12 protein-coding genes are annotated in these 12951 nt (G+C 48.0%); 5 read left to right on the top strand and 7 right to left on the bottom strand.

All coding sequences use genetic code 11. From position 1 onward, the window contains the following. Window positions 1-13: 13 nt before the first annotated feature. Genes T433_RS0110725 through T433_RS0110715 form a run of 3 tightly spaced genes read right to left on the bottom strand, consistent with a single transcriptional unit; the run spans window position 14 to window position 4731 of the window. Window positions 14-1459, bottom strand: coding sequence for a glycoside hydrolase family 57 protein (locus T433_RS0110725; RefSeq protein WP_027455799.1), 1446 nt, complete (start codon window positions 1457-1459; stop codon window positions 14-16). 37 nt (window positions 1460-1496) lie between these two features. Next, the gene (locus tag T433_RS0110720) at window positions 1497-2765 is read right to left on the bottom strand and encodes a glycosyltransferase family 4 protein (protein WP_027451051.1); all 1269 of its coding nucleotides are present in this window, start codon (window positions 2763-2765) and stop codon (window positions 1497-1499) included. Window positions 2766-2781: 16 nt separating this feature from the next. Continuing rightward, window positions 2782-4731, bottom strand: a complete 1950-nt coding sequence (locus tag T433_RS0110715) for a glycogen debranching enzyme N-terminal domain-containing protein (RefSeq protein WP_197018967.1) — start codon at window positions 4729-4731, stop codon at window positions 2782-2784. Between the two features lie 280 nt (window positions 4732-5011). Between T433_RS0110715 and T433_RS0110705 the strand changes: the two genes are divergently transcribed. Further along, window positions 5012-5650 carry a Crp/Fnr family transcriptional regulator gene (locus T433_RS0110705; RefSeq protein ID WP_027455798.1) on the top strand — a complete coding sequence of 213 codons (639 nt, stop codon included), beginning with the start codon at window positions 5012-5014 and terminating at the stop codon, window positions 5648-5650. A 27-nt stretch (window positions 5651-5677) separates the two neighbouring features. On the opposite strand, the gene T433_RS0110700 is transcribed toward T433_RS0110705, so the two are convergent. Together T433_RS0110700 and miaA are read right to left on the bottom strand one after the other, a co-directional pair. Further along, window positions 5678-6610, bottom strand: coding sequence for a diacylglycerol/lipid kinase family protein (locus T433_RS0110700; RefSeq protein WP_027455797.1), 933 nt, complete (start codon window positions 6608-6610; stop codon window positions 5678-5680). Further along, window positions 6598-7539, bottom strand: coding sequence for a tRNA (adenosine(37)-N6)-dimethylallyltransferase MiaA (gene miaA / locus T433_RS0110695; RefSeq protein WP_044109725.1), 942 nt, complete (start codon window positions 7537-7539; stop codon window positions 6598-6600). Before miaA ends, T433_RS0110700 begins: the two co-directional genes overlap by 13 nt. A gap of 70 nt (window positions 7540-7609) precedes the next feature. Between miaA and T433_RS0110690 the strand changes: the two genes are divergently transcribed. After that, on the top strand, window positions 7610-8521 hold the full coding sequence (locus T433_RS0110690; protein ID WP_027455795.1) for a DMT family transporter: 912 nt from the start codon (window positions 7610-7612) through the stop codon (window positions 8519-8521). Window positions 8522-8529: 8 nt separating this feature from the next. Here T433_RS0110690 and T433_RS0110685 read toward each other — a convergent pair whose 3' ends face one another. Both T433_RS0110685 and gap read right to left on the bottom strand, forming a co-directional pair. Next, complete coding sequence (locus T433_RS0110685) at window positions 8530-8991, bottom strand: GAF domain-containing protein (protein ID WP_027455794.1); 462 nt, start codon at window positions 8989-8991, stop codon at window positions 8530-8532. Between the two features lie 91 nt (window positions 8992-9082). Beyond that, the gene (gap, locus tag T433_RS0110680; RefSeq protein WP_027451058.1) at window positions 9083-10108 is read right to left on the bottom strand and encodes a type I glyceraldehyde-3-phosphate dehydrogenase; all 1026 of its coding nucleotides are present in this window, start codon (window positions 10106-10108) and stop codon (window positions 9083-9085) included. Between the two features lie 265 nt (window positions 10109-10373). On the opposite strand from gap, the gene mscL reads away from it, so the two are divergent. From mscL to T433_RS0110665, 3 genes are all read left to right on the top strand, one after another. Continuing rightward, window positions 10374-10811: a large conductance mechanosensitive channel protein MscL gene (gene mscL / locus T433_RS0110675; RefSeq protein WP_027451059.1), complete on the top strand. Its 438-nt coding sequence runs from the start codon at window positions 10374-10376 to the stop codon at window positions 10809-10811. A 106-nt stretch (window positions 10812-10917) separates the two neighbouring features. Then, complete coding sequence (locus tag T433_RS0110670) at window positions 10918-12600, top strand: SulP family inorganic anion transporter (RefSeq protein ID WP_027455793.1); 1683 nt, start codon at window positions 10918-10920, stop codon at window positions 12598-12600. A gap of 102 nt (window positions 12601-12702) precedes the next feature. Next, the coding region (locus T433_RS0110665) for a helix-turn-helix domain-containing protein (protein WP_027455792.1) at window positions 12703-12951 on the top strand (249 nt) is incomplete at its 3' end.

Raw genomic sequence — 12951 nt, 5'->3', positions numbered from 1 at the left:
AAAATGATAGTTTCTATTTCTTTTCTTCAGACTTCTTAGCTGGTTCAGCTTTCTTAGCAGCCTTCTTCGGTGCAGGTTTCTTAGCTGGAGCAGGTTTCTTGGCAGCAGGTGCCTTTTTAGCTGGAGCAGGCTTCTTGGCTGCGGGCTTTTCTGTCTCACTGGGTTGCAGCTTAGCCAACTTAGCCTTCAGGCGTTCAATCTCAATATCCTTCATCTCAATCTCATCACCCTGGTTCTTGATGGTGGTGAGCAGAGAGTTGAGTTGCTCATTGTCAATCTCCTCGGGATAGAGTGCATTCACACGATTGATAAAGTCGCCCAGGATATTCATATAATTGGTAAACGCATCAAATGGGCCGCTATAGATACCACGATCCAGTCCTACATTAGAAGGTTTGGTGGTCATGAAGCGGAAGTTATTGCTTGCCTGCAGATAGTCCCAGTCCTGGTTGAGTCGTGGATCATTCGCAATGAGCAGACGATCAGCCACACTATACAGTTTGTTGAAGGCCTCATGCTGCATAGCGTTACCCAACCAACAGCTGACATCACGCTCTTCGTCAACCCATGACAACGTATCAGGCACATCAAGGGCGCCTACGCTCTTGGTCTTTAAGCAAATCTCTGTAGGTGTAGAGAAGGTGATGCCCTTGGTCTTAGCACATGCAGGCAGTGCCTTCATAAACTCCAGGATGTTTGAACTCAGCGGCTGAGCAATGCCCAGAGCCGATAATTCCATGAAGATATTGATGAACTGTTCATCTTCAGACAGACGAGCAATGCGATCGATATAGGCATCGGCAAAAAGTGGATAGCCCTCCCACTCGGCATTGTTGAAACGCAAAGAGATATCATCACTGAACTCCACATCGCGCAACAGCAACTTCAGCGACGGGGCCATATTACAATTATAGATGTAGTGTGGCGACTTCCATCCCAACACATGCTTAGCGCCCTCGGTCAACATACCCTTGAAGCCCATGCTGGCTACCTGAGCACCAATCTCGTCGCTATAGATGAGTGAAGAGTTGCGGAACACGGTAGGCTTCTTGCCAAAGAGTTCCTCAATCTTCTTGCACTGCTTCTGCACGTCGCGGATAAAGGCTTCGGTATTGGCCAGCGACGACAGACCGTGGCTATAAGGCTCGGCCAGGAACTCCACACAACCAGTGTCGTTCAGTTCCTGCAACTTCTCAATAACCTGGGGAGCATGGAACTCCAACTGCTCGATACCCGTTCCAGAGAGTGAGAAAGCCACCTTGAAGTACTTGCCGTTGTCCTTGATCATCTGCAACAACGCATTGAGAGCCGGCATATAGCTACGCTCCGCAATATCACTGATGCTACGCTCATTCTCGTAGTCATCGTAATAGTAATGATCGGTACCGATATCGAAGAAACGATAACGCTTTAGATGAATAATCTGATGTATCTCGAAATATAAACAAATCGTCTTCATAATTATCAATTACATTTATTTATTATCAATTTTATTACTATTCCCAGCCAAGGGTGCGCAGATAGAGGGTGCGTATCCAGCGGCCTACCTTCTCCCACGTAATCTGATCGACCTCGCGCTTGCCCTCTTCCTTCAGGTAGTTGAACAGCGACTCGTTGACACAGATAGAGTAGATGGCATCAGCCAAAGCATGCACATCCCAGTAGTCCACCTTGATACAGTTGTCCAGAATCTCAGCACAGCCTGACTGCTTCGAAATGATAGAAGGCGTACCGCACTGCATCGCTTCAAGCGGTGAGATGCCGAAAGGTTCGCTGACAGAAGGCATCACATAGACATCTGAAGCTTTCAAGCATTCATAAACCTGTTTGCCACGCATAAAGCCGGGGAAGTGGAAACGGTCTGCTATACCACGTTCGGCAGCCAGATAAATCATGGCATCCATCATATCTCCAGAGCCTGCCATGCAGAAACGCACGTTGCGGGTGCGATGCAGCACCATATTGGCAGCCTCAACGAAATACTCTGGTCCTTTCTGCATGGTGATACGTCCTAAGAAGGTCACCACCTTTTCTTTTCCAGTATGATCCTCACGAGGAATATCCTGATACTCCTGAGGCAAAGGATAAACGGCATTATGCACGGTGAAGCACTTGCGCGGGTCCTGATGATACTGGTTAATGACAGTCTGACGGGTCAGTTCCGACACACACATGATGCAGTCGGCATTGTCCATACCGTTCTTTTCGATAGAATAGACCGTGGGGTTCACCTTGCCTCGGCTGCGGTCAAAGTCGGTGGCATGCACATGGATACAGAGCGGTTTGCCACTGACCTGCTTGGCATGAATGCCAGCAGGAAACGTCAGCCAGTCGTGAGCGTGGATGATATCGAACTCCTCTGTTCGGGCCACCACGCCAGCAATGATAGAATAGTTATTGATTTCCTCGTGCAGATTGCCTGGATAGCCACCGGCAAACTCCATAGCTCCGAGGTCGTTGACATGCATATAGTTGAAGTCAGCATAGATATGCTCACGAAGACGGAAATAATAGTCAGGATCCATAATGTTGCCCACGCGGCTCTTCACGTAGTCGTAGTTCACGTCGCGATAAGCTATGGGCACCGCATTCATCGCCACGATGCGACAAGCATGTTGACTCTCATCTCCGAAGGGATGTGGCAGACAGAGCACAGTCTCTATATCGCCCTGAGCTTTCAGTCCCTCTGATATACCGTAATTAGCAGTGGCGAGTCCGCCAAACACATGAGGAGGATACTCCCATCCAAACATTAATACTTTCATTGTCGTTCCTCCTTATTTATTTTTGATATGTGTATTTCTCCAACAATTTCATGGTGCGCAGAATCTCTGCCACATTAATGGCAAACGACATGGCGCCACGCCCATGGAATGGAGGATTACCATCGAACAATTCTGAGATGGTGCCGATAGCATGATAGTCCATCTCGTCCTCATAGCCCACCATCATGCGCTCGATAAACGACAAACGGGTGCGCTTGTAGAGCTTCAGACTGGCCTCCATATAGAAACCGCCAAGCCAAGGCCATGCCGTTCCCTGGTGGTAGGCATAGTCACGCTGAGTCTGCGGTCCTACATACATAGGATTATAGCCTCCACTCTTTGGCGACAGCGAACGCAGTCCCTTGGGGGTGAGCAACTCGCGGGTACAGATATCGACAACGCTCTTCATCTGCTGTTGTGAGAGCGGCGAATAGTCAAGTGCTACGGCAAAGATCTGATTAGGACGAACACTCCAGTCCATGTTGGTGCCATCGACGTAGTCAAGCAGATAGCCATACTCGTTGACAAAAGTATCTACGAACGACTGCTTACACTTTGCTGCAATATCCTCAAGCATAGCGGCGCCATTGGGGTCGTTATGTTCACCAGCCATCGATGCGCAGAATTTCAAGGCGTTATACCACAATGCATTGAACTCCACAATATAGCCAGAACGAGGCACCACAGGACGGCCGTTGGCCGTAGAGTTCATCCAAGTCACAGCCTTATCGCGACCATTAGAATAAACAAGCCCATTGTCATCCAAACGCAGGTTGGGATGCTTGTCGTTCTTAATATACTTCACAATATCGTTCAGCAATTTGCCATAGAGTTCGAAACAACGGTCTCGGCCCTCGTATTTGGCATATTGCTGAATGGCCCACACGGCCCACAGCATGACATCAGGCTGATCAATCTCGTAAATCTGTACGGAGAGAGGCTTACCCTCCATAAACTCGTACAGTCCGCGTTCAGCCGTCTTCATCACCAATTCAAAATAGTCGTTCTCGCCAATAGAAAGCGTCAGACCTGGCAGAGCAATAAACGTGTCGCGGCCACGTGCCTTGAACCAAGGATAGCCTGCAAGCAGATAGCGGTCGTCGTTGGGTTTGCGGTTATGGAACTGATGAGCAGCTGTTACCAGACAGTGATAGAAGTTGTCGCGCGGTGTACGCAAATTCAACTCGTCCTGGAACAGTTTTTTCAAACTACCGGTTTTACTACTTGAGGTAGAAGCGGCAAAGATAATGCTCTCGCCCTTCTTGATGGGCAACTCAAAATAGCCAGGTACGTAGAGGTCTTCGTTAGAAGCATAGCCACGCTCCTGCTCTTTTGGATATTCAATGCCACGATACCAGTCGGGCTGGAACACAAACTCGCACTTCTTGTTGAACTGCATATACAGGTCAGGATAGCCTGCATACATACATGTTCTGATACCATTCTCCACGTCGTGATACTCGCGACTGGCCACAGAATTCTCGTGGGTGAACTGTCGAACGGAACGGAATGCCAAGAAGGGGCGGAAGCGCAACGTGGTAGCCGAGTGAGCATCTTCGAGCGTATATCGAATCAGGATGCGGTCCTCGTAAGCCTGAAAAATGCTTTCGCGCTTCAAGATCACACCACCCACACGGTAGGTCGTCGTAGGAATAACGCTAGCATCGAACTCACGTATGTACTTGTGTCCTTTAGGACTGTAGTTGTTGCCCTGATACTTGTGGAGTCCCAAGTTAAACTCCGCGCCATGTTGTATCACAGTACAATCGAGCGATGACAAAAGTACATGGTTTTCATCATCAAGCTCAGGTACTGGCACAACCAGCAGTCCATGGTATTTTCGCGTATTACAGTCCACCAGTGTAGAACTGCTATAGGCACCAGAACGGTTTGTACGGAGTAATTCGCGACGAAGACTCTCCTCCAAGTTTGTCATCACGGCCTTCTCAAATCGTAAATAACTCATAGTTCCTATTATTTAAAGGTTTCTTCTGATCGTATCTTCAGTTTTAGATTTTGATTTCCCAAAAGTACACATTTTTTGTGTCACGACAAAAAAAAAGCCTGATTATTTTGCTTTTTATGAAAAAAATGCCTTTTTCATCATCTTTTTCTTGACATTTATATAAAAAATACGTAACTTTGTCCACTGTAAACCATTATGTACAACTAGGATTCTATTTAGGAAACGAATGATAAACGACAAGATTGAAATTGCCAAATCAATATCAAACATTTGGCATGTCATGACAGAAGAGCAACGCAACACGTTCTTGGAACATTTGGAAATAGAACATCACACAGAGGCTGAAGTCATATTCAACGAAGGCGATACAGCCACACATACCTACTTTGTTTATAAAGGTCGCGTAAAGAACGAAATAGTAGGTCTTGACAACAAGCAGCACATCATCAACATGGTGCCTGCGGGACATATCTTTGCCAGTCAGCCACCCTTCGATAAAGGTGTGTATAAGTTTACTGCTATTGCAACCGAAAACTCTATTGTTGCTAAACTGCCCAACGACATCGTTTATCACCTGGTGGAGACCAACTCCCAGATAGCCTTGATGTATATTCGCACCTTCTCAGAACGTATCGACACGCTGATACGCAGAATCCAAAATCTTCAGAGAAAACACATACGCGGCAAGATGGCAGATATGCTACTGTTTCTTAGGGACAAATGCGGATACGAGACCGATGGCAAGACCCTCAATGCCCACCCAAGCCGCAAAGAGATTGCCAACGCGGCCTATATGGACATCAGCAATGCCATCCGCACACTGTCAGCATTTGCCAACGAGGGTGTCATTGCTTTAGACGGAAGGCGCTACACCATCCTCGACGAAAAGAAACTCTTGTGGATTTCGCAGAAAGAGTAATCTCCCTATTCTCAAAAGAGCCCGTGATTAATCGGGTATCAGGAAATTAATCTGCTCAGGAAGTACATGAATAGAAAAAGAATCGGCAGGCGATTCCCACAGTCGGCCATCTATGCCTATTCGAATCTTTTTAGCCTCTTCGATATTCAACTTCCTGGTACGATAAGGATGCACGCTGCGATGGTTCAGCAATCGTCCTGTGACCAGCAGCCAAAGGCCGTTCAACAATTGTTTGATGCTGGAATTATACACCACCGACACATCCAGCATACCACTGTAAGGCACGGCATTAGGCGTTTGTCCGTAACCAAGAGCATTACCGACACAAACGGTCATCACCTTACGATCGATAACCTCATAGTTGATATCAATACGCATCTTGTAATCATGGCGATGGAATATCATCACCACCAGAGAAGACAGGAAGGCCAACTTGACGGAGCCTAACTTCTGACGGGCCTGACGACGCAAGTTCATGATATCGGCTATCAGTCCCATGTTGATGCAATTCAGGAAATAGCGCTTCACGTCATGCCCCTCGTCATCCTTATAAGTGATGCAACCCAGGTCCACCTTTCTCACGCGTTGCTTCAGCAACCACTCGATAGACTGAGCATCTTCACGCTCGGTGAAGCCCCAAAAGCGGGCAAAGTCGTTCAACAAGCCATTGGGAATAACACCCAGAGAGATGCGGTTGCGTACCTCCTGATCCTCACGCATTAGGCAGTTCACAGCATCGTTCAAGGCCGAGTCGCCACCCACGATGATGATGGTCTTGTAGCCATTGCGAATCAACATCGTCATCAGACGCTCTACGCTGCCAACAGCTTCGCTTTGAACCATATCATAAAGCACACCACGACTATCCAGCTCCTGCTGAATGCGCATCCAGTGCTTGCGGTGACGTCCTAAACCCTTTTTAGGACAATAAAGGATACCCCATCTCTCTACTTCTGCCATATCTCGATTATCTTATTAACTTTCTCGTCCATCGGTAGCGTTGCATCAATCCAATGGATATGCATACCACGTCTTTCCATGCCACGGAACCAGGTCATCTGACGCTTGGCAAACTGATGGATAGCAATCTCCAACTGTCGGAACATCTCCTCGTAGGTCAGTTTACCAATGACATACTCCGTCAGGTACTTATACTCCAGCCCGTAATAAATAAGGTCTTCTGCGGGAATACCTTCTGCCATCAGCCCACGCACCTCGTCAACCATGCCCTCGTCCAGTCGGGCCTTCAGTCGCCTAGTGATCTTCTCACGACGCAGTTCACGGTCAATGTTGACGCCAATGAGCAGTGCGCCCTCTCCTATTCCATCAGATGCTTTCATGGCTTCAGCCTCCTGTGAAGACTGCAGCTGCTGACTGCCGTATTCTATCTCGATGGCTCGGATGGCTCGTTGAGCCGTATCGACATCAGTGGTGTTATGCATCACAGAACCATTCTTGGCTTTCAGTTCCTTGAGCATCTGTGTCAGTTCTTCAAGACTTTTCCCTTCAAGACTTGCACGCAACTCAGGATTCTGAGGCACAGGCGACAGCTGATAGTTTTTCAGCACCGCCTCGATATAGAGGCCCGTGCCACCACATAGAATTGGTGTTCGTCCTCGCTCTAGGATATTCTGATAAGCCCGATGAAAGTCCTGTTGATATTGAAAGAGGTTATATTTCGTACCAGGTTCACAGATATCAATCAGATGATAAGGCACGCCTTCATATTCCACCAGGTCCTTACCGGTACCGATGTCCATTCTGCGATACACCTGACGCGAGTCGGCCGAGATAATCTCGCCGTCCACCCGCTTTGCCACTGCCACAGCCAGAGGCGTCTTTCCGCTGGCTGTAGGACCAAGTATGGTTATCATCTGTTTCATATCCATTGCAAAAGTACGAAATAATATCTAATCTGAGCACTTTAAACGAAAAAAAGTTTGTACCTTTGTACGCGTTATGGATAACAAGCAACCACTTTATGCACATCTGTCGATGTTTGCTGCTTGTGCCATCTGGGGACTGATGGCACCATTGGGAAAAGATGCCATGAACAACGGACTTGACGGTCCGTCGATGGTGATGATTCGCGTGATGGGCGGTGCCGTTCTGTTCTGGATAGCTTCGCTTTTCACCCAGCACGAGCATGTTCCTTTGAAGCACGTGTTCACCTTTGCTGGCGCTGCAGTCTTTGGCATTGTGTGCAACCAGTGTGGCTTCACCATTGGCTTGTCGTTCACCTCGCCCATCAATGCCAGCATCGTCACCACCTCGATGCCCATTTTTGCCATGCTGCTGGCTGCGCTTATCCTGAAAGAGCCACTCACCAGCAAAAAGGTGCTGGGTGTCTTCATGGGATGCAGTGGCGCTCTGATGCTTATCCTCACGTCGGCTACTCACGCCAGCGACAAGGTAGGCGATATTCGCGGCGACCTTTGTTGCCTCGGCGCCCAGTTCTCCTACGCACTCTATCTGTCGCTTTTCAATAAGTTCATCAAACAGTATAGCGTCTTCACCGTCAACAAATGGATGTTCCTTTGGGCCACCATCATCCTGATGCCCTTGGTGGGTCCACATACGTTCACGATGGTAAGTAGTGAACTGTCCACCAAGACAATTCTTGAGACTGCCTATGTTGTTTTCTTTGGCACCTTCGTAGGCTACATCCTGATTATCAAAGCCCAGAAGGTGTTACGTCCCACAGTGGTCTCTGTCTATAACTACGTGCAACCCATCGTTGCCGTTGCTGTCAGTGTCATGACTGGCATCGGCATCATGAAGTGGAGCCATGCGCTCGCCATCATCCTGGTGTTCAGCGGTGTCACGCTGGTAACCAAGTCCAAGAGTCGCCACGACATAGAAGCCAAATAGCTTATCGCTTAGGCTTCTTCACGGCAGAGAAGACAAATCTCCTCCAGGTATTTCTGATCGATACTGTCAAAGGTGTTCAAGTGTTCGCTATCAATGTCGAGCACAGCAATCACGCGTTCTGAATCATCCTTAGAGAAGATGGGCACCACAATCTCCGAACGCGAAGCACTGCTACAAGCAATATGTCCAGGAAACTCCTCTACGTCGGGCACCACAATTGTTTGACGTTGTTTCCACGCCGTGCCGCAGACACCTTTTCCAAAACCGATATGCATGCAGGCCACTGGTCCCTGAAACGGACCAAGTATCAACTCATCATTCTTCACACGATAGAAGCCCGTCCACCAGAACTTCATCTCCTGATGAAGCAAAGCTGCCACATTACTCATAATCGCAATCTGGTCTTTCTCGCCCTCCACCAGAGCACGAACCTGATTAACTAACAACTGATATCTTTCTTCTTTTTCCATAGCTCTTATCAATAAAACAGTGACAAAGGTACACAAAAAAAGCCGTCCGACAAAATCGAACGGCTTTATTTATAACTGATTTTGAAAAATCTTATTTCAGCTCAGCGAGGTACTTGATAGTACGAACCATCTGAGAAGTGTAAGAGTTCTCATTGTCGTACCAAGAAACAACCTGTACGAGTGAGTTGCCATCCTCCATCTTGCTTACCATGGTCTGGTTAGCGTCGAAGAGTGAACCGAACTTCATACCGATGATGTCGCTAGAAACCAGCTTCTCCTCAGTGTAACCGAAGCTCTCGTTCTGAGCAGCCTTCATAGCAGCGTTGATGCTCTCTACAGTTACATCACCCTTAACAACAGCGTGCAGGATAGTGGTAGAACCTGTAGGAGTTGGAACACGCTGAGCAGCACCGATCAGCTTACCGTTCAGCTCGGGGATAACGAGACCGATAGCCTTAGCAGCACCAGTTGAGTTAGGAACGATGTTCTGAGCACCAGCACGAGCGCGCTGAACATCACCCTTGCGCTGAGGACCGTCGAGGATCATCTGGTCGCCAGTGTAAGCGTGTACAGTTGTCATGATACCGCTCTGGATAGGAGCCAGGTCGTTCAGAGCCTTGGTCATAGGAGCCAAGCAGTTGGTGGTGCAAGAAGCAGCTGAGATAACAGTGTCAGCAGGAGTCAGAGTCTTGTGGTTTACGTTGTAAACGATGGTGGGCAGATCGTTACCAGCAGGAGCTGAGATAACAACCTTCTTAGCACCAGCGGTCAGGTGAGCAGAAGCCTTCTCCTTAGATGTGTAGAAACCTGTGCACTCCAGAACAACGTCTACATCCAGCTTACCCCAGGGGAGCTCAGCAGCGTTAGGAATAGCATAGATAGTGATCTTCTTACCATCAACAACGATGAAGTCCTCACCAGCCTCTACAGTGTGCTTGTTCTCACCGAACTTGCCGCAGAAACCACCCTGAGCGGTGTCATACTTCAGCAGGTGTGCAAGCATCTTGGGGCTTGTCAAGTCGTTGATTGCTACTACTTCATAACCTTCAGCCTCGAACATCTGACGGAATGCGAGGCGACCGATACGGCCGAAACCGTTAATAGCTACTTTTGTCATTTTGCTTTAATTATTTAAAGGGTTTAATAATAAAATTCAACCAATTTTGCGTTCAAAAATCATTTTTTCGATGTTTCGAGCGCAAAGTTACGAATTATTTTCCTATATTTGCAACGAAATAAAAGTTTTTTAAGATAAAAGTGAAAATCACAAAGTGAAAAGTGAGGTATATCAAGATGGAAAAGTCGAGATTGCAACGTTCACTTGACAAAAAGGAAACTATAACAATATTCTCAATATCGTTAAACTATTAAACAGTAAAACTATGGGATTTATTAAAGAATTCAAAGAGTTCGCCATGCGTGGCAACGTGCTCGACATGGCAGTCGGTGTGATCATCGGTGGTGCTTTTGGCAAGATTGTGACCTCAATGGTAGGAGATGTGCTAATGCCTGTTATCAGTCTGGCTACTGGTGGTATCGACTTTACTAATTTGTATATAAACCTGAGCGATGACAACAAGTATAATACTCTAGAAGAAGCTCAAAAGGCAGGTGCTTCAGTATTTGCCTACGGACAGTTCCTGCAAAACATCATCGACTTCCTTATTGTTGCATTCTGTATCTTCCTGCTAATCAAGGCCATCAACAAACTGACTAACCTTCGAAAGAAAGAAGAGGCTGCAGCAGCTCCCGAGCCCCCGAAGGGTCCTACTCAGGAAGAGCTTCTGACCGAGATTCGCGACCTGTTGAAGCAGAAGTAAATCAAGAAATATTCCTATAAAGATATAATATAAGGTGGCAATTCTTTGTCACCTTATATATTTTTTGTACCTTTGCACCCGTTTTTCAAGGATAATAAGACAAAAGATGAAAACTTTAGATTTCCAGCCGAAGCTTTTTTCGGCTCTTAGAAAGTACAACCGACAGACCTTTATGGCCGATGTGATGGCGGGAGTCATCGTCGGCATTGTGGCACTGCCACTGGCCATCGCCTTTGGTATTGCATCAGGTGTTTCACCCGAGAAAGGTATTATCACTGCCATCGTTGCAGGTCTCATCATCTCTGCCCTGGGCGGAAGTAAGGTACAGATTGGTGGTCCCACCGGTGCGTTCATCGTCATCGTGGCTGGCATCATCAACCAATATGGCATGCAGGGTCTCACCATTGCCACACTCATGGCAGGTGTCTTCCTCATCGGTTTCGGCCTGTTGCGCCTGGGTACCATCATCAAATACATTCCCTACCCCATCATTGTGGGCTTCACCAGCGGTATTGCCGTCACCATCTTCACCACGCAGGTAAAAGACCTGCTGGGCATGCAGATTGACGGACCTGTGCCCAGCGACTTCCTGCTTCGTTGGGGTGCTTATTTCCAGCATCTCAAGGACATCGATCCCTGGAGTACTGCCGTAGGTCTTATCAGCGTGGCCATCATTGCCACCGCCCCACGTTTCAGCAAGCGCATTCCCGGTTCGCTCATTGCCATCATCATCATGACCGTGGCCGTATTGCTGCTGAAGCAGTATGCAGGCATCACCAGCATCGAGACCATCGGTGACCGTTTCAGCATCAACTCACAGTTGCCAGACGCAGTGGTTCCCGAACTGTCATGGGACACCCTCAAAGGCCTGGTTGCCCCTGCCATGACCATTGCCATCCTTGGTGCCATCGAGAGCTTGCTCTCTGCCACCGTGGCCGATGGTGTCATAGGCGATCATCATAATTCCAACACCGAGCTCATCGGTCAGGGTGTGGCCAACATCGTATCGCCTCTCTTTGGCGGTATCCCTGCCACAGGTGCCATTGCCCGTACGATGACCAACATCAACAATGGTGGCCGCACACCTATCGCTGGCATCATCCATGCTGTTGTGCTGCTGCTCATCTTCCTGTTCCTCATGCCTCTGGCCAAGTATATCCCCATGGCCTGTCTGGCCGGTGTTCTGGTGGTAGTGAGCTACGGCATGAGCGGTTGGCGCTCGTTCTCTGCCCTGATGCGCAATCCTAAGAGCGACGTCACCGTACTGTTGCTCACCTTCTTCCTCACCATCATCTTCGACCTCACCGTAGCTATCGAGGTAGGCCTCATCTGTGCATGTCTGCTGTTCATGCGCCGCATGAGCGAGACCACCGATGTCAAAGCTATTTGCGATGAGATTGACCTAAACGAAGATGCCGATATGGAGAGCGGCAATCTTGAGCACCTCACCATTCCTCAGGGCGTTGAGGTTTACGAGATCAACGGTCCCTACTTCTTTGGTGCAGGTAATAAGTTCGAAGAACTGATGGGCAACTTCGGCGACCGTCCTATGGTACGTATCATCCGCATGCGTAAGGTTCCCTTCATCGACTCTACTGGTCTCCACAACTTAGAGAACATGTGCTTGATGAGTCAGCGTGAGGGCATCGCCATCGTCCTGTCGGGCGTCAACGAAAAAGTCGATTCTGTGCTGCGTCGCAACGGATTCGTTCAGTTGCTTGGCGAAGAAAACATCTGCAACCACATTGACCTGGCTCTGTCAAGAGCTAATGAAATTGTGTCGAAGTAACGACCTAAATCAGGCCGTATAAATGCCATAAGAAAAGTACACAAACAGCACTGAAGTGATATGAACCCCGAAAGTTAGACAAAAAACTTTTGGGGTTTTATTATGTCTGGAAGGAAACAAAAGAAACATGATTATGCAGACCGTTTGAAATATATGCGTCTGTTGGAGTCTGGCAGATCTATCCATTCTATCTGCACTGAGTATGGTATTAATAACAATCAGCTTCGTGTTCTATGGGCAAAGTATCAGCGTTATGGTGTGTCAGGCTTGCGAAAAAGCGAGATTATCAAGGCCGATTTTGCATTAAAGAGCCAAATTGTCCTTGATATTGAGGAAAATCACTTACCTTTG

It is taken from the genome of Xylanibacter brevis ATCC 19188 (assembly GCF_000621725.1).
In the GTDB taxonomy this organism is placed as follows: Bacteria; Bacteroidota; Bacteroidia; order Bacteroidales; family Bacteroidaceae; genus Prevotella; species Prevotella brevis.
This window is presented reverse-complemented; position numbering and strand designations above follow the sequence as displayed.

Bases quoted from the DNA above. Each gene is read 5' to 3' on its own strand.
- T433_RS0110725 (WP_027455799.1), bottom strand. From the start codon at position 1,459: ATGAAGACGATTTGTTTATATTTCGAGATACATCAGATTATTCATCTA.
- mscL (WP_027451059.1), top strand. From the start codon at position 10,374: ATGGGATTTATTAAAGAATTCAAAGAGTTCGCCATGCGTGGCAACGTG.
- T433_RS0110720 (WP_027451051.1), bottom strand. From the start codon at position 2,765: ATGAAAGTATTAATGTTTGGATGGGAGTATCCTCCTCATGTGTTTGGC.
- T433_RS0110685 (WP_027455794.1), bottom strand. From the start codon at position 8,991: ATGGAAAAAGAAGAAAGATATCAGTTGTTAGTTAATCAGGTTCGTGCT.
- T433_RS0110715 (WP_197018967.1), bottom strand. From the start codon at position 4,731: ATGAGTTATTTACGATTTGAGAAGGCCGTGATGACAAACTTGGAGGAG.
- T433_RS0110670 (WP_027455793.1), top strand. From the start codon at position 10,918: ATGAAAACTTTAGATTTCCAGCCGAAGCTTTTTTCGGCTCTTAGAAAG.
- T433_RS0110690 (WP_027455795.1), top strand. From the start codon at position 7,610: ATGGATAACAAGCAACCACTTTATGCACATCTGTCGATGTTTGCTGCT.
- T433_RS0110700 (WP_027455797.1), bottom strand. From the start codon at position 6,610: ATGGCAGAAGTAGAGAGATGGGGTATCCTTTATTGTCCTAAAAAGGGT.
- miaA (WP_044109725.1), bottom strand. From the start codon at position 7,539: ATGGATATGAAACAGATGATAACCATACTTGGTCCTACAGCCAGCGGA.
- gap (WP_027451058.1), bottom strand. From the start codon at position 10,108: ATGACAAAAGTAGCTATTAACGGTTTCGGCCGTATCGGTCGCCTCGCA.
- T433_RS0110705 (WP_027455798.1), top strand. From the start codon at position 5,012: ATGACAGAAGAGCAACGCAACACGTTCTTGGAACATTTGGAAATAGAA.